We start from the raw sequence: 15,158 nt of genomic DNA on the forward strand, positions 1-15,158 counted from the left end.
GACAGGAAGGGGAACATCAATGGGCCTCCAGCGGGCTGGTCCGCGCCAGGGCCACGGTGCCCGCCGCGGTCAGCAGGGCCGCCATGACCGGCAGGATCCCGGTCGGCAGCGGCTCGCCCAGCAGCAGCGCGCCGAACGCCACCGCGGTGAGCGGGTCGGCGATCTGCAGCGAGGCGAAGGAGACGCCGAAGTGCCCGACGGCGTAGGCCCGCTGGAGCATCATCAGCGCCAGCAGGGCCGGGATCGGCAGCGCCAGCAGGTACCACCAGTTCCAGGCGCCGTCGACCAGCACCCGCATGAGGGTGGCGGTGGCGCCGTACAGCACGCCGGAGCTGGTCGCCAGCAGGGCCGCCCGCCAGGCGGGCGAGGCGGCCTTCGAGCCGGCCCACAGCAGCACCGCCGCCACCCCGGACACCCCCAGCAGCGTGAGCACGCCGTCGGGGCTGAGGTAGGTGGGACCGTCGGACTCGGGGACCAGCAGCACCAGGCCGATCAGCCCGGCCGCCACCACCCCCGCCGCCGCCAGCTCCTTGCGCTCCGGCCTGCGGCCGTGCAGCGTGGCGGCCAGGGGCAGCGCGAACAGCAGGCTCGCCACGCCCATGGGTTGGACGATGGTCAGCGGGCCGAGTCCGAGCGCGACGATGTGCAGGCCACCACCCGCCAGGATGGACACGCCGCCGAGCAGCCAGCGCGGCCTCCGCAGCAGCGCGAGCAGCCCCGGCTTGGCGGTGCCGACCGCCTCGAACTGTTGCAGGGCGGCCCCGAGCGCGAAGAACAGCGAACCGACCAGGGCGATCACCGCGGCCAGCACAGTCATGCGCACTCCTTTCAGACGGATAGTTGCCAGGCAGGGTCAAACGGACGTGTCCGCCGGAAGACGTTCTGAGGAAGCCTGGATGGCGCGCCGCTTCCGCAGCCATCGCACGACCTCCACGGCGGCGGTGATGGACAGCGCGATGCCCAGCCCGAGCAGCAGTCCCTTGATCGGGTCGTTCTCGAACGCCATCCCGCCGAAGAAGCCGATCAGCCCGGAGTACACCGCCCACGAGCCGGCCGCGATCGCGTCGAAGAAGGTGAACGAGCGCCGCGGATACCGGACCGCGCCCATGGTGAGCGTGGTCGCGGTCCGCCCGCCGGGGATGTACCTGGCCACGACCAGGACGAGCCCGCCCCGCTCGGCCAGGGCCTGCCGCGCCCAGACGAACGCCTTCTTCTCCCGCAGCCTCCCGCCCGACTTCTTGCCGATCAGGTAGGAGATGTGGTCCCCGGCGAACGCGCCGAGCGCCGCGACCACGATCACCAGCGCCAGGTTCGTCTCACCGGACGCGGCGAAGACCCCCGCCGTGATGACGGACGTCTCGGCGGGCACGACGGGGAAGAACCCGTCGAGCAGCGCGAGGGCGAAGATCGCGGCGTACAGCCACGGTGACGACATGGCCTGCTGGACCAGGTCGAGGATGGCGTGCGACATAAGAGAGAACTCCGATCGTCAGGGCACCCACACAGCGTCTCGGTGCGGGACGGCCGGGCACATCGGGGATGCCCCGGGTCGAACGCGGCCCTTTCCCTTACAGGGGTCAGGGCCGGTACCCCATGAAGGTAGAAACTCCGCAGGTCACGGCACATCGGACGATCGGCACGCGCTACCCCCTACTTTCGTCGGGGGCCCGCCCGCCACCTCCGGGTGACACCATCGATCAAACCGGTTTCCGCAGGCGGACACAGGAGTGGAGGTAGGCGCTTTCGGGGTGGGGTTAGCCCTACCGTGACGGGTGGCTCGTACTCCACCCTGACTTTCGTCAGGGGATACGCCTGACTTCGGACGGCACCCGCCCGCGAGCGCGGCGGATAACGTCGGTGCGGTGAAGCGTCTGCGCCCTCTCCGCCGGGAAAGCCGCCGCCAGGTGGTCTACGACCTGCTGCTCTGGGTCGTGCTCGGCATCTTCGTCGCCGCCATGGGGCCCGATCCGTTCCAGGATCCGGCCGGGTTCGGCATGGTGACGGCGCCCAGGGTGGGGCTCGCCGCGGTGGCCGTGCTCGTCGGCCGGCCCTGGCCGCTGGCCGCGCTGGTGCTGCTGCTGCCGCTGGGGCCGTGGCAGTTCAGCGAGGGGTTCGCGACCGTGGACCTGAGCTGGCTGCTGCCCCGGCGGAACGTGAAGATCTTCCCGCTGCTGGCGACGTCTCCGTTCATCATCTGGTACGCGTACCTGACCGGGCGGCGCATGGCCCGCGCGTGGCCGGCCCTGCTGGCCTTCTGCCTGATCTCGCTGGTCGGGGTGACCGTGGTGCTGAGGATGGGCGGTGACCTGGCTCTGTGGGTGTCCATGGTCACCGCGCTCGTCGGCACCTATCTCGTGCCCTACCTGTGCGGCGTGCTGCGCCGCAAGCTGCTGCAGCAGCGGCGGCAGACCAGGCTGTCGGCGGAGGCGCAGGCCAGGCTGCGCGAGCGGGCCAGGATCGCGCGGGACATGCACGACTCGCTCGGCCACGACCTCGCCCTGATCGCGGTCCGGGCCGCCGGTCTGGAGCTGGCCCCCGGGCTGGCCCCGGCACAGGTCAAGGCGGCGGGGGAGCTGCGGATCGCGGCGGCGGACGCCACGGAGCGGCTGCGGCAGATCATCGGGCTGCTGCGCGAGGACGCCGACGCGGCGCCGCTGTCCCCCGTGGGGGAGGACGTGTCCGAGCTGGTCCGGCGGGCGACGGACTCGGGCATGTCGATCACGCTGGACCTGTCGCCGGGGCCGGTGCCCGGCCTGGCCCGCGCCGTGGTGCAGGAGGGCCTCACGAACGCCGCCAAGCACGCGCCGGGGGCCGCCGTCGAGGTGTCGGTCTCGCCGCTGCGCGTCCGCGTACGCAACGGGCCGGCCCGCTCCCGGCCCACGGGGCGGTCCGGCGGGCTGGGGCTGGCGGGCCTGCGCGAGCGCGTACGCCTGGCCGGTGGCACGCTCGCGGCGGGCCCGGTGGGCGACGGCTTCGAGCTGACCGTGACCCTCCCCCGCGAGGGGGAGAAGGATCCCCACCGGTCGGGAGGGAACCCGCCGCCGGACGAGCGACGCTCGGGACATGGCTGAACACACACCGGGCATCGGCCGCCGCACCGCCGCCGTCGTGGCGGTCGCCGCCATGCTGCCCTACCTCACGCTGAAGGTCCTCTGGCTGGCCGGCAGCCCGATCGGCGTGAGCGATCCGGACCTGATGAGCGATCCCGCGATGGCCGGGCTCAACGCGATGACCTTCGGCATGGACGCGGTGGGCCTGGTGCTGGCGACGGCCTTCACCATGAGCTGGGGCGCGCGGCTGCCCGCCTGGCTGGTGCTGCTGCCGCTGTGGGTGGGCACGGGCCTGCTGTCGGTGGTGGCGGTCAGCGCGCCGATCGTCGTGGCGGCCGCCGGGACGGCCGTCTTCGCCGGCGGCCCCATCGAGCCGTGGGTCTACCTGATGGTCTACGGCGGGTTCGTGGGGCAGGGCGCCGGTCTGATGACGGCCTTCGCCCTCTACGCCCGCGACCGCTGGCCGGCCGTCTTCACCACGGGTGTCTGCCACGCCTTCCCCAGCCCGACGAGGTCCCTGCAGGCGGTCGTCGCCTGGGGCGCGCTGCCGGTGGCCGCGCTGATCGGCGGGGTCAGGCTGTGGTGGGTGTTCGACGGGCCGGTCGCCGCCGCGGTGCAGAACGGGTTCAAGGGCCTGCTGGCGATCGGCGGTGCCGCCGCGCTCGTCGCGGTCGTCGGGCGATGGGGCCGGGGGCCGTTCTGGCGCCCGCTGGTCCTGGCCTGGCTGGGCTCGGGCTCGCTGTTCGCGTGGGGCCTCTACGCCATGATCGTCAGGTCCGCGGGCGGGCCGCTCAGCGCGGGGGCGGGCGGCGCGGCCGACTTCGTGGAGCTGTTCGGTCTGCTGGCCGGGCTCGTGATGGGGATGTGCGGGGCGTTCCTGCTGGCCGAGCGGTCAGGCGTGGGAGACGTGCAGCCGGTGCAGGAGCCGCTTGAAGGCGATGATCGAGAACGTGATCGCCGTGCCGCTTATCACGGCCACCGCTGAGGTGCGCAGCACCATGAACGCGCCCAGCGAGCCGGCCAGCGACTCGTAGACCGCCAGGAAGATGCTCAGCGTCGAGTTCATCAGCAGCACGAACGCCCACAACAGCGTGATCCTGGCGAAGAACCGGCGCACCCGCTCGTGCTTGAGCACCGCCGACGGCAGATGGATGTAGTCGAGCGTGAGCTTCTGCACGAGCGGCCTGTTCAGCCGGACGGAGGCGAGGAAGGCGATGCTGATGCAGATCGTGCCCATCTCCGGCTGGATGAAGAACCACATCCACGTGCCGGTCCAGAACGCCACGATCGCCCGGATGGTGATCGCGAACGCGGCCAGCCACATGGTGGCGGGCACCTTGACCCGCTTGACCAGCCGCCAGGCGACTCCTAGGTAGACCCAGGCGACGGTCAGGGCTAGCGCCCATTTGAAGCCGAGGATGACCATGGCCAGGTAGAACACGGCCAGTGGGGCCACGACGCCCTCGAGCAGCCGGGGAGTCGCCTGCCGGGCGAGCGCGGTGAGGCGTGGGAGGGTAACCGGAGAATGGTTCAAGGCTGCTCCGCAGATAGGCCGACGATCAGCGTCTACCCGGGCTTCGGGGGACCAGGCTTTCCGGATGGACCGCTCGGTGTCACCAGAGCGTCATCACCGTTGTCCCGGGAAGCACGCCGGTGGCCTACCGTACCCGAGGCGGGGTGGTGCGACTGCCTCTTTTGACTCGTTCCATCTGTCTCCACGAAAACAGTGCTGCCTTGAATGCGGCTTTCATCCGAGTGACGCGGTGGCAAGTTTCGCGCCAAACCCCAGGAAAACGGCACCGACGCCGGAGGTCAGGCCGGCGCTGAGCCTGCGGCGGCGGCGGAACTGCCCGGCCAGGAAAGAGCCCCCGAAGATCAGCGCGGTCAGGTAGAGGAAGCTGAAGAGCTGGATGACCGAGCCCAGGATGACGAACGACAGCGCGGGGGTGGCGTAGCCGGGGTCCACGAACTGGACGAAGAACGAGACGAAGAACAGGATCGCCTTCGGGTTCAGCAGGCTGATCGTCAGGGCCTTGCGGAACGGGCGGCCCTCCGCCCCGGGTACGGGCGCCTCGGCCGGTGCCGCCGTCTCGTCGGAGCGCCAGGCCTTCCAGGCGCCGCGGATCATCTGGAAGCCGATCCACGCCAGGTAGCCGGCGCCCGCGTACTTGACGATCGTGAACAGCAGCGGGTTGGAGCGCAGGAGGGAGGCGGCGCCGGCGGCGGCGAGGAACATCAGCACGGTGTCGCCGGCGAAGACGCCCGCGGCGGCCCGGTAGCCCCGGCGGACGCCGTTCCGGGCGGCGAAGGTGAGGACGTACAGGGAGTTCGGGCCGGGCAGGAGAATGATCAGGAAGGCGCCGACGACGTAGGCCCAGAAATCCTTGATACCGAAGAACATGCCGCTCGCTCCTGGGTGAGGACAGGTGACATATCACGGTATCGCGTGATTAATCCCCGGGGGCGTACCAGATCCCCCCGTAGGCCTGCCGGTAGCCGAGTGCCCGATATGTCGCGTCCACCAGGGCCTGGCCCCGCGGGTTGATGCCGAGCCCGGCGAACTGCTTGTTCATGGTGTAGCCGAACGCCAGCCGCGCCGCCGGATCGCAGAACCCGACCGACCCGCCCATCCCCACGTGCCCGAACGCGGTGTCCGACATGAGCGCGCCCTCGCTGTCGGGCTGCGGGAGATGCCGGTTGTCCACCGACTTCACGAAGCCCAGCGCGAAGTGCGTCGGCGCGAGCAGCACCGCGTCGGTCCCCGCCGAGGCGGTCTGCGCCATGAGGGCCAGGTGCTCCCGGCTCACCAGGTCGCCGCCGCCCAGCGACAGCGGCCGGTACATGCCCGCCAGCCCCCGCGCGTTCGTGATCGCCCCGACGGCCCCGATCTCGGCGGCGTGCGCGGCCCGGCTGTCCGACTCGCCGAGCGCCATGTACCCGCCCTCGTGGGCCAGCACCAGCGCGGACATCGAGGAGGGATCGCTGAACGCCTTGAGGTAGAACGACGGCGGCGCCTCCGGCGGATCCGCCGGAATCGTCGGCGCGACTCTGCTTTCTCGTTCCTCCGGTAGCAGCCCGATCCAGAAGGCCAGCCCGAGCGGCTCGGCCACCTCCTCGCGGAAGAACGTGCCGAGCGAGCGCCCGCTCACCCGCCGCACGACCTCCCCGACCAGGAAGCCGAACGTCAGCGCGTGGTAGCCGTGCCTGCTCCCCGGCTCCCAGAACGGCTCCTGCTCGGCCAGCCGCCCGGCCATCAGCTTCCAGTCGTAGAACGCGCCCGGCGGCAGCGGCTCGCGCAGCGCGGGCAGCCCGGCCTGGTGTGCCAGCAGGTGCCGCACCAGCGTGCCGCCCTTGCCGCAGGCGCCGTACTCGGGCCAGTAGCGGATGACCGGCGCGTCCAGGTCGAGGTCGCCGCGCGCGGCCAGCATGTGGGCGCAGAGCGAGGTCGCGCCCTTGGTGCACGACCAGACGTGCCCGATCGTGTCGTCCGCCCAGGGAACGCCGGGCGCTGCCTGCCCGCCCCACAGGTCGACGGCCACCTCACCGCCGACGATCACGCACACCGACGCCCCCACCTCCCCACGCTGGGCGAGATTGGCCTCGAACTCCTCCGCCACCTGGGAGAACCGGGGATCGCAAGTGCCGTGCACGGTCATTTCCCGAATGCATCACGAAAGAGGCCGCCTGTAAACCGATGACTTTCCGGCCCACTCAGGGTCGGATACGAAGACAGGAAGGAGCTGGACATGGACTTCGGAATCGGCCTCCCGACGTCGGGACGGCACGCCGACCCGGAACAGATCGTGCGGATGGCGCAGGACGCCGAGCGCGCGGGGCTCGGGGCGGTATGGACCTACGAACGGCTGCTGCGGCCCGCCCAGCCGTGGATGCTGGGGCTGGACCAGCCCGTGCCGCTGCCCGACCACAGCGGCTCCGTCTACGACCCGCTCGAGACGCTGGCGTACGTCGCGGGCAGGACCAGCACCATCCGCCTCGGTACGAGCGTCGTCGACGCCCTGTTCCACAACCCGGTCGTGCTCGCCAAGCGGCTGGCCACCCTCGACCGGCTCAGCGGCGGCCGGGCCATGATCGGGCTGGGGCAGGGCTGGATGGCGCAGGAGTTCGAGGCGGCCGGCGTGCCCGCCAAGCGGCGCGGGGCCGGCTTCGAGGAGCACCTCCAGGCCATGCGGGCATGCTGGGGCCCCGACCCGGTGAGCTTCTCCGGCCGCTTCTACTCGATACCCGAGGCGGAGATCGGCCCCAAGCCGTCGGGGCTGACCCTGCTGGCGGGCGTGGCGGCGCCGGCGGCGATCGAGCGGGCGGTCGCGCTCGGGCTGGGGCTGTCCGTGGTGGTGTTCGCCTGGGACCAGCTCAGGCAGACCGTCGAGGCGTACGGCAAGGGCCCCGGCCCGCTCGTGCTCCAGGTGAACGGCCCGATCACGGACCGGCCCCTGGACGAGCGCATGCCCCTGACCGGCTCGCCCGAGCAGGTGGCCGAGGACCTGGCACAGGCGCGGGCGCTCGGCGCCGACCACGTGTTCTGGCAGCCGTTCGAGACCGACGCGGAGGAGCTGATCGGCCGCATCCAGGAGATCATTACCTATTGACCGTGTAGGGAATCGGTCTATATCTGGAGAGATGACTCTCTGGACTCCCGATCCCACGTTCTACCCCTCCCCGAGGGACGCCGCCGCCGCTCCGGAAGAGAAACTCGCCTACGTCGCCGCGTTCGACCGGGCCGCCGCCCGGCCGGACGCGCTGGCCGTCATCGACACCGACCAGTCCTCGCCCGGCTACGGCACGGTCGCGGGCTGGACCGATCTGCCCAACACCGGTGACGAGCTGCACCACTTCGGCTGGAACGCCTGCAGCAGCGCCCTGTGCCCGAACGCGCCCCACCCGCACGTCGAGCGCCGCTACCTCGTCGTGCCGGGGCTGCGCTCCTCGCGCATCCACATCTACGACACCAAGGACCGGATCAGCCCGGAGCTGGTCAAGGTCATCGAACCGGAGACGCTGGCCCGGCGCGCCGGCTACTCGCGCCCGCACACCGTCCACTGCGGCCCCGAGGGGCTGTACGTCTCCGCCCTCGGGGGCGCCGACGGCCAGGACGGGCCGGGCGGCATCGCGGTGCTCGACCACACCTCCTTCGACGTGGTCGGGCAGTGGGAGCTGGACCGCGGGCCGCAGTACCTGGCCTACGACTTCTGGTGGCACATCAACCAGGACGTGCTGATCTCCTCGGAGTGGGGCACGCCGTCGATGATCGAGGACGGGATCGTCGGGGAGCTGCTGCTCGGCCGCAAATACGGCCACAAGCTGCACTTCTGGGACCTGCGCAAGCGCGCGCACCTGCAGGAGGTGGACCTGGGCGACGAGCACCAGATGCCGCTGGAGCTGCGCCCCGCCCACGACCCGACCCGCCTGTACGGCTTCGTCGGCGTGGCCATCAGCGTCGAGGACCTGTCGGCGTCCGTCTGGCTCTGGTTCCACGAGGACGGCCGGTGGCAGGCGCGCAAGGTCATCTCCATCCCCGCCGAACCGGCCGACGCCGACCGCCTGCCGCCGCTCCTGCGGCCGTTCGGCGCGGTGCCGCCGCTGGTGACCGACATCGCGCTGTCGGTGGACGACCAGCGCCTGTACGTGTCGTGCTGGGGGACCGGGGAGCTCAAGCAGTACGACGTGTCGGACCCGTACAAGCCGGTGGAGCTGGGCTCCCTGCGGGCGGGCGGCATCGCGCGCCAGGCCACGCACCCGGCCCAGCCCGGGCTCCCGCTGCGCGGCGGGCCGCAGATGGTCGAGGTCAGCCGCGACGGCCGCCGCGTCTACCTGACCAACTCCCTGTACGGCGCCTGGGACGACCAGTTCTACCCGGACGGGGTGGGCGCCTGGATGGCCAGGATCGACACGGAGTCGTTCACCTTCGACCCCCGCTTCTTCCCGCACGGGGACGACTTCCGCGGCCTGCGCCCCCACCAGGTGCGCCTGCAGGGCGGTGACGCCTCCTCCGACTCCTACTGCTACCCGTGACCCTCGCCGCGGTGCTCCTGCTCGGCGCCTTCCACGGCCTCAACCCCGCCATGGGCTGGCTCTTCGCCGTGGCCCGCGGTCTGCAGGAACGCAGCCTGGACCGGCTCCTGCAGTCGATCCCCATGATCGCCCTGGGCCACCTCGCCTCGGTGGCCCTGGTGGCGCTCGTGGTCGCCGCGACCGGCTCCCTGGTCACCGGCACGGTGCTGTCGGTCGGCGGCGGGCTGGTGCTGGTGGGCTTCGGCCTGTGGCGGCTGCTGTCGCGCCGGCACTTCCGGTGGGTGGGGATGCGGCTGTCGTTGTGGCAGCTGGCCGGCTGGTCGTTCCTGATGTCGTCGGCGCACGGGGCCGGGCTGATGCTGCTGCCGGTCTTCACCGGTCTGCGGGCCGAGGGTCACGCGGGCCACGCCGCCTCCGGCGGCCTGGGGGTGGCGGCCCTCCACACGCTGGCCATGTTCGTGGTGGCCGGGGGGATCGCTGTGATCGTCTACAAGGTGGCCGGGCTGACGGTGCTCCGGCGCGCCTGGTTCAACGTGGACCGCATGTGGGCGGCGGCCCTGGTGGCTGCGGGGATCATCACGCTGGTCCAGGTCTGACCGGCCGCCGGTCGCTTCCCTGGCGGCCAGCGGGAGTACGCGGTGCGGCACCACGGTCGACAGCGTGATGACGGTCGTGCTGCGCCGCACCCCCGGGATCGTCAGCATGGCGTCGATGACCTGCTGGATGTGCTCGTGGTCGCGCCCCGCGATCCGGCACCACACGTCGCCGGGCCCCGTCACGATGTACGCCTCCAGCAACTCGGGGATGGACTCCAGGGTCCTGGAGATGTGCTCGCGGGCCGCCTGCTCGACCTCCAGCGTGGTGAACGCCTGCACGGGGTGGCCGAGGGCGGCGGGGGACAGGTCCGGGCCGAAGCCGGTGATCACGCCGTCGGCGGTCATGCGGTCCAGCCGGGCCTGTACGGTCCCGCGCGCCACCCCCAGCAACCGGGCGAACTCCAGCAGGCCGCTGCGCGGGCGCTCGGCGACCAGGCGGAGGACGCGGAGGTCGAGATCGTCGAGGCCACGCCGGCGTGCTGGCATATCCGTCTCCAGAAGTCCGCTTCGACTGTCGAATAGGCAGCACGCGAAGGAAGCTGTTGTCAGATTCGCCACCCGTGCCGAGACTTCGGATCTTATGGAGCACCAGTATCCCCACGTTCGCTACACGCCGGAGCGCTACGAGCCAGAGGAGATGGTCAGGCGCGGCGAGGAGTTCCACCGGCTGGTGGACCGGCGGCGCAGCGTGCGGGCGTTCAGCCCCGAGCCGGTGCCGTACCGGTGCGTCGAGCTGGCCGTGCGCGCCGCCAACACCGCGCCGTCGGGGGCGCACCAGCAGCCGTGGAAGTTCGTGGCGATCGGCGACCCGCAGACGAAGCGGCGCGTGCGCGAGGCGGCCGAGGCGGAGGAGCGGCAGAACTACGAGGGCGGCCGGCTGCCGCCCGAGTGGCGCTCGGCGCTGGAGCCGATCGGGACCACCTCGGACAAGGGCTACCTGGAGGTGGCGCCGTGGCTGGTGGTGTGCTTCGCCGAGAAGTACGGCCCGACCCCCGGCGGCGGGAAGGTCCGGCACTACTACGTCAACGAGAGCGTCGGCATCGCCTGCGGCCTGTTCATCACGGCGCTGCACGTGATGGGCCTGTGCACGCTCACCCACACGCCGAACCCGATGGCCTTCCTCAGCGAGATCTGCCGGCGCCCGCCCAACGAGCGGCCCTACATCCTGTTCCCCGTCGGTTACGCGGCCGAGGGTGCCGAAGTGCCCGACCTGATCCGGAAACCCCTCCGGGAAGCCCTTGTCACCATGTCCGGAAATTTGGGCCTTTCCTAGGGCAACCAACGTCATCACTCTTCGTTCAGGCGCCGGTTGACAACCCGAGCCCGAGCGCCTGGGGAGGACGACGTGAAACGCCGTTTTGTCATCCTGCTGGCAGCCCTCAGCCTGATCAGCCTGACCGGCATGACCGGGGCGGGCGCCTTCGCGGAACCGCCACCGAACAAGCAGTATCGCGTGGCGGGCCCGGCGAACGCGCAGCAGCGCAGTGCGGTGGCGGCGACCGGAGCCGCCATCGAGGAGGTGGCCACGGACTCGGTCCTGGTCACGGCCACGGAGGCCGAGGTGTCCGCGATCAAGCGGCTCGGCTACCGGGTGTCGGAGGTGCCGCGCCCGACACCCCCGTCCGTCGACGCGTTTGACTTCCCGCCGGCGGACTCGGGATATCACAACTACGCCGAGATGACCGCCAACATCAACGCCCTGGTCGCGGCCCGGCCGAACATCGTCAGCCAGACGACGTACGGCACGTCGTACGAGGGCAGGCAGTTACGCCTGATCAAGATCAGCGACAACGTGGGCACGGACGAGAACGAGCCCGAGGTCCTATTCACCGCGCACCAGCACGCCCGCGAGCACCTCACGGTCGAGATGGCGCTGTACATCATGCACCTGCTCGCCGACAACTACGGCACCGACTCCCGGATCACCAACCTGGTGAACACCAGAGAGATCTGGATCATGCCGGACATGAACCCGGACGGCGGCGAGTACGACATCGCCACCGGCTCCTACCGCTCCTGGCGCAAGAACCGCCAGCCGAACTCCGGCTCCTCGGCCGTCGGCACCGACATGAACCGCAACTGGGCCTACAACTGGGGCTGCTGCGGCGGCTCCTCCGGCACGACGTCCAGCGAGACCTACCGCGGCGCGAGCGCGGAGTCGGCCCCCGAGGTCAGGGCGGCGGCCAACTGGGTACGCAGCCGCGTGGTCGGCGGGGTCCAGCAGATCAGGTCGCACATCGACTGGCACACCTACAGCGAGCTGATCCTGTGGCCCTACGGCTACACCTTCAACGACACCGCGCCCGGCCTGACCCAGGACGACCGCGACGCGCACGCCACCCTCGGCCAGAACATGGCCTCGACCAACGGCTACACCCCCGAGCAGGCCAGCGACCTCTACATCACCGACGGGACCATCGACGACTGGATGTGGGGCGTCTACAAGATCTTCAGCTTCACGTTCGAGATGTACCCGACCGGCTCCAGCCCCGGCTTCTACCCGCCGGACGAGCAGATCGGCCCGCAGACCACCCGCAACAGGGAAGCGGTGCTGCGCTTCCTCGAGTACTCGGACTGCGTCTACCGCATCATCGGCAAGGAGGCCCAGTACTGCGGGACCGGCAACCCGCCGGTGACCGTCTACTCCGACACGTTCGAGACGGCCACGGGCTGGACGGTCAACCCGGGCGGCACCGACACCGCCACCCTCGGCCAGTGGGAGCGCGGTGACCCCGAGGCCACCACCTCCAGCGGCGCCAAGCAGCTCGGCACTGCGGTCAGCGGCACGAACGACCTGGTCACGGGCCGGCTGGCGGGCTCGTCGGCGGGCGCGTACGACGTCGACGGCGGCGTCACCTCGATCCAGTCGCCACCGATCACGCTCCCCACGACGGGCGCGCTGAACCTGTCCTTCTCCTGGTATCTGGCGCACGGCTCGAACGCCTCCAGCGCCGACTACTTCCGCGTCCGCGTGGTCGGCAGCACGACCACCACGGTGCTCAACCAGGCCGGCGCGGCCTCGAACCGCAACGGCGCCTGGGCCACGGCCACGGCGAGCCTGAACGCGTTCGCGGGCCAGACCGTCCGCATCCTCGTCGACACGGCCGACGCCTCGGGGGCCTCCCTGGTGGAGGCGGGCGTGGACGACGTCCGGATCACCCAGCAACCGTAGACCGGCGCCGCCGCTCCGCCGCACGGGATTCCGATCCTGTGCGGCGGAGTCGTGTTTTGGGTCTTGTAAGCATCCGGTGTCAAAGCTACGATCGCGACAACTCTTAGGAAACTTTCCTAAAAGTAATCTTCAATCGGACAAAGCCTGACAGCCTCTGCAAGGTTAACCCGCGCCGACACCCCCCAAGGCCCGTGTTTCACCTCCGCGGGCCGTGCCGTACGGCTTGCGCTCTCACCCCCCGGTGCAAGCCGTACGGCACGCAACACCCCCCGAAGGACGAACCCGTGAGATTACGCGCGATCCTCCTGGCGCTCGCGACCGTCGTACTCAGCCTCCAGGCCCTGCCCGCCCACGCCGCCACCGCCACCGCGACCTTCGTCAAGGTCGCCGACTGGGGCTCCGGCTTCGAGGGCAAGGTCACCGTCACCAACGGCACCACCACCGCCATGTCCGGCTGGAACGTCCAGTTCGACGTCCCCACCGGCTTCACCATCCCCTCCGCCTGGGACGCCGTCATGGCGCGGAACGGGCAGCACTACACGTTCACCCCGCCGAGCTGGGCCTCCCCGCTGGCACCCGGCGCCAGCGCGAGCTTCGGCTTCAACGGCAGCCCCGGCAACTTCCCAGGAATCACCGGCTGCACCCTGAACGGCGCCTCCTGCGGGGGCGGCACGAACCCCGGCGTCCCCGGGCGGCCCGGCACCGCGACCGCGTCCGTCACCAACTCGAGCATCGCGCTGAGCTGGGGCGCCTCCAGCGGTACGGTGACCGGCTACCGCGTCTACGAAGGCAGTGCTGTCAAGGCCGCGGTCACGGCCACCACGGCCACGATCTCCGGGCTCGGCACCTGCGAGACGCACACCTACACCGTCAAGGCGTACAACGCCCAGGGCGAGTCCCCGGGCCAGGACGTCACCGCCACCACCTCCGGGTGCACCGGCGGGGGAGGGACGCTGCCCCGGCACTTCCTCACCGGCTACTGGCACAACTTCGTCAACCCCGCCGTGGAGCTCAAGCTGTCGGCGGTGCCGAACGAGTACGACCTGGTCGCGATCGCGTTCGGCGAGGCCACGGCCACCGCGGGCGAGGTCGTCTTCGCGGTCGACCCGGGCCTGGCCACGGCCGTGGGCGGCTACACCGACGCCCAGTTCAGGGCCGACGTGCAGGCCCTGCACCAGCGCGGCAAGAAGGTGATCCTGTCCGTCGGCGGCGAGGCCGGCCGGGTGCAGGTCGCGAGCGCCGCCGCGGCGACGAGGTTCGCCGACTCGGTGTACGCGCTGATGCAGAGCTACGGCTTCGACGGCGTGGACATCGACCTGGAGAACGGCCTCAACGCCACCTACATGGCCCAGGCGCTGCGGTCGCTGCGGGCCAAGGCCGGCTCCGGGCTGATCATCACCATGGCCCCGCAGACCATCGACATGCAGTCGACCGGGATGGAGTATTTCAAGCTCGCCCTGTCCATCAAGGACATCCTCACGGTCGTCCACACGCAGTTCTACAACTCCGGCTCCATGCTCGGCTGCGACCAGGCCCAGGCGTACGCGCAGGGCTCGGTCAACTTCATGACCGCGCTGGCCTGCATCCAGTTGGAGAACGGCCTGCGTCCCGACCAGGTGGCGCTGGGCCTGCCGGCCGGACCGGGCGCCGCCGGCGGCGGCATCGTCGCCCCCTCCCTCGTCAACCAGGCACTCGACTGCCTGGCCAAGCGCACCGGCTGCGGGACCTTCGTGCCACCGCGCGCCTACCCGGACATCAGGGGCGCGATGACCTGGTCCATCAACTGGGACGCGAGCAACAACTGGTCGTTCTCCAAGACCGTCAAGCCCCACCTCCAGGGAATGCCATGAGACTTCGCAGCAGACTCACCGCCTTGGCGACCGGCCTGGTCCTCGCGCTGACCGGCGCCGGGCTCGCGACCGGCGCGCCCGCGGCGTACGGAGCGGTGCAGCAACTGGCCGCCGCCTGGGCCCCGTGGACCGCGTACGCCACCGGCGCGGTCGTCACCTACAACGGCGTCGACTACGTGTGCCTGCAGGCGCACACCTCCCAGCCCGGCTGGGAGCCGCCCAACGTGCCCGCGCTCTGGAAGGCCGGCTCGGGCGGCGGCACCGACACCGCGGCGCCGTCCGTGCCCGGCAATCTCCGCTCGACCGGCGTCACCTCCAGCAGCGTCTCCCTGGCCTGGAACGCCTCCACCGACAACGTGGGCGTCACCGGCTACAACGTCTACCGCGGCGGCACCCTGGTGACCACCGGGACCGGCACGACCTACACCGACAGCGGCCGCGCCGCGAGCACCAGCTACAC

Annotated in this window: 14 protein-coding genes and 1 pseudogene; 9 read left to right on the plus strand and 6 right to left on the minus strand. The window is 71.0% G+C overall.

Translation table 11 applies throughout. The features are described 5' to 3' along the window. Window positions 1-16 precede the first annotated feature (16 nt). On the minus strand, window positions 17-817 hold the full coding sequence (locus ACTWPW_RS06200) for a DMT family transporter (protein WP_375115097.1): 801 nt from the start codon (window positions 815-817) through the stop codon (window positions 17-19). A gap of 36 nt (window positions 818-853) precedes the next feature. Continuing rightward, window positions 854-1,471, minus strand: coding sequence for a DedA family protein (locus ACTWPW_RS06205; protein ID WP_375115098.1), 618 nt, complete (start codon window positions 1,469-1,471; stop codon window positions 854-856). 391 nt (window positions 1,472-1,862) lie between these two features. Between ACTWPW_RS06205 and ACTWPW_RS06210 the strand changes: the two genes are divergently transcribed. Together ACTWPW_RS06210 and ACTWPW_RS06215 are read left to right on the plus strand one after the other, a co-directional pair. Further along, window positions 1,863-3,071 (plus strand): sensor histidine kinase, encoded by a 1,209-nt coding sequence (locus ACTWPW_RS06210; protein WP_443168148.1) that lies wholly within the window; start codon window positions 1,863-1,865, stop codon window positions 3,069-3,071. Then, window positions 3,064-4,035 (plus strand): hypothetical protein, encoded by a 972-nt coding sequence (locus ACTWPW_RS06215; protein WP_443168149.1) that lies wholly within the window; start codon window positions 3,064-3,066, stop codon window positions 4,033-4,035. The genes ACTWPW_RS06210 and ACTWPW_RS06215 overlap by 8 nt, the downstream gene beginning before the upstream one ends. Here the strand turns inward: ACTWPW_RS06215 and ACTWPW_RS06220 are convergent. The 3 genes from ACTWPW_RS06220 to ACTWPW_RS06230 all read right to left on the minus strand — a co-directional run bounded on the left by ACTWPW_RS06220 (window position 3,943) and on the right by ACTWPW_RS06230 (window position 6,706). After that, the gene (locus tag ACTWPW_RS06220; protein ID WP_375115101.1) at window positions 3,943-4,584 is read right to left on the minus strand and encodes a VC0807 family protein; all 642 of its coding nucleotides are present in this window, start codon (window positions 4,582-4,584) and stop codon (window positions 3,943-3,945) included. The genes ACTWPW_RS06215 and ACTWPW_RS06220 overlap by 93 nt on opposite strands. A gap of 213 nt (window positions 4,585-4,797) precedes the next feature. Then, window positions 4,798-5,451 carry a leucine efflux protein LeuE gene (gene leuE, locus ACTWPW_RS06225; protein WP_375115102.1) on the minus strand — a complete coding sequence of 218 codons (654 nt, stop codon included), beginning with the start codon at window positions 5,449-5,451 and terminating at the stop codon, window positions 4,798-4,800. A 49-nt stretch (window positions 5,452-5,500) separates the two neighbouring features. Continuing rightward, window positions 5,501-6,706 carry a serine hydrolase domain-containing protein gene (locus ACTWPW_RS06230; RefSeq protein ID WP_375115103.1) on the minus strand — a complete coding sequence of 402 codons (1,206 nt, stop codon included), beginning with the start codon at window positions 6,704-6,706 and terminating at the stop codon, window positions 5,501-5,503. A gap of 90 nt (window positions 6,707-6,796) precedes the next feature. Between ACTWPW_RS06230 and ACTWPW_RS06235 the strand changes: the two genes are divergently transcribed. Genes ACTWPW_RS06235 through ACTWPW_RS06245 form a run of 3 tightly spaced genes read left to right on the plus strand, consistent with a single transcriptional unit; the run spans window position 6,797 to window position 9,676 of the window. Beyond that, entirely contained in the window at window positions 6,797-7,657 is an 861-nt protein-coding gene (locus ACTWPW_RS06235; RefSeq protein WP_375115104.1) for a TIGR03619 family F420-dependent LLM class oxidoreductase, read from the plus strand. A 31-nt stretch (window positions 7,658-7,688) separates the two neighbouring features. Next, a complete protein-coding gene (locus tag ACTWPW_RS06240; protein WP_375115105.1) occupies window positions 7,689-9,080 on the plus strand; it encodes a selenium-binding protein SBP56-related protein in 1,392 nt (463 codons plus the stop codon). Then, complete coding sequence (locus ACTWPW_RS06245) at window positions 9,077-9,676, plus strand: hypothetical protein (protein ID WP_375115106.1); 600 nt, start codon at window positions 9,077-9,079, stop codon at window positions 9,674-9,676. The genes ACTWPW_RS06240 and ACTWPW_RS06245 overlap by 4 nt, the downstream gene beginning before the upstream one ends. A gap of 114 nt (window positions 9,677-9,790) precedes the next feature. On the opposite strand, the pseudogene ACTWPW_RS06250 reads toward ACTWPW_RS06245, so the two are convergent. Further along, window positions 9,791-10,162, minus strand: a pseudogene (locus ACTWPW_RS06250) (Lrp/AsnC family transcriptional regulator); the annotation flags it as partial. Window positions 10,163-10,256: 94 nt separating this feature from the next. Between ACTWPW_RS06250 and ACTWPW_RS06255 the strand changes: the two are divergent. The 4 genes from ACTWPW_RS06255 to ACTWPW_RS06270 all read left to right on the plus strand — a co-directional run. Then, window positions 10,257-10,949, plus strand: coding sequence for a nitroreductase family protein (locus tag ACTWPW_RS06255; protein WP_375115107.1), 693 nt, complete (start codon window positions 10,257-10,259; stop codon window positions 10,947-10,949). A gap of 72 nt (window positions 10,950-11,021) precedes the next feature. Next, on the plus strand, window positions 11,022-12,848 hold the full coding sequence (locus ACTWPW_RS06260) for a M14 family zinc carboxypeptidase (protein WP_443168150.1): 1,827 nt from the start codon (window positions 11,022-11,024) through the stop codon (window positions 12,846-12,848). A gap of 284 nt (window positions 12,849-13,132) precedes the next feature. Continuing rightward, complete coding sequence (locus ACTWPW_RS06265; protein WP_443168151.1) at window positions 13,133-14,698, plus strand: chitinase; 1,566 nt, start codon at window positions 13,133-13,135, stop codon at window positions 14,696-14,698. Next, window positions 14,695-15,158: carbohydrate-binding protein (locus tag ACTWPW_RS06270; RefSeq protein WP_443168152.1), on the plus strand; the 464-nt coding region annotated here is incomplete at its 3' end. The genes ACTWPW_RS06265 and ACTWPW_RS06270, both read left to right, overlap by 4 nt.

The organism is Nonomuraea sp. KM90 (assembly GCF_052246675.1).
Classification (GTDB): Bacteria; Actinomycetota; Actinomycetes; order Streptosporangiales; family Streptosporangiaceae; genus Nonomuraea.